The organism is Streptococcus sp. HMSC072D07 (assembly GCF_001814835.1).
Classification (GTDB): domain Bacteria; phylum Bacillota; class Bacilli; order Lactobacillales; family Streptococcaceae; genus Streptococcus.
In genome coordinates, this window is the sequence record NZ_KV818040.1 from 1 (window position 1) to 740 (window position 740).

The following is a 740-nucleotide window of genomic DNA, read 5'->3' on the forward strand; positions in this document are numbered from 1 at the left end:
AACTTGGGAAATTGCTAGACAGCTCGGAATTTGTAACCAAAGACATGCTGTCAACTATCGTATCAGGAATTCAGGGACAGTCTAGCTCTATTAGTCAAGCTTTGATAACCTTCTTATCCGGTCTGACTAGTAATATAGGAAATATTTTTTCAAGTATAATGAATGCCTTTCTGATTATAGTATTTACCTTTTTATTTTTATCCAGTAAGGAACATCTGGCAGCGATGACGAGTAGACTTCTAAAAGTTATATTTCCAGAGAAAGTGGTGACAAAGTTAACTTACATTGGACAAGTAGCACTAGAGACTTATGACCAATTTTTGATGAGTCAGCTGATTGAAGCAGTCATCATAGGAGTTATGATAGCGGTTGGCTACAGCCTGTTTGGACTACCTTATGGGGTAATGACAGGTATATTTGCAGGAGTGCTATCGTTCATTCCTTATGTAGGGCCTATGATTGCTTGTGTTGTGGGAGCGATTTTTATCTTCACAGTGAGCCCTACTCAAGCCTTACTTTCTCTTCTTCTATATCAAGTTATACAGCTGATTGAAGGAAACCTTATTTATCCTAGAGTTGTAGGTCAATCTATTGGTTTGCCAGCTATTTTCACGCTTGCGGCTGCTAGTATTGGAGGCAATCTCTTTGGCTTACTTGGGATGATATTCTTTACACCGATATTTGCTGTTATCTATCGATTGGTTAAGGAATTTGTCGTTGCAAAGGAAAATCAGCTAGAT

At 38.4% G+C, this 740-nt stretch carries 1 protein-coding gene; it reads left to right on the top strand.

Features of this window, described 5'->3' with window-relative positions; all coding sequences use genetic code 11:
- The coding region (locus HMPREF2991_RS03240) for an AI-2E family transporter (RefSeq protein WP_070683541.1) at positions 1-740 on the top strand (740 nt) is incomplete at both ends.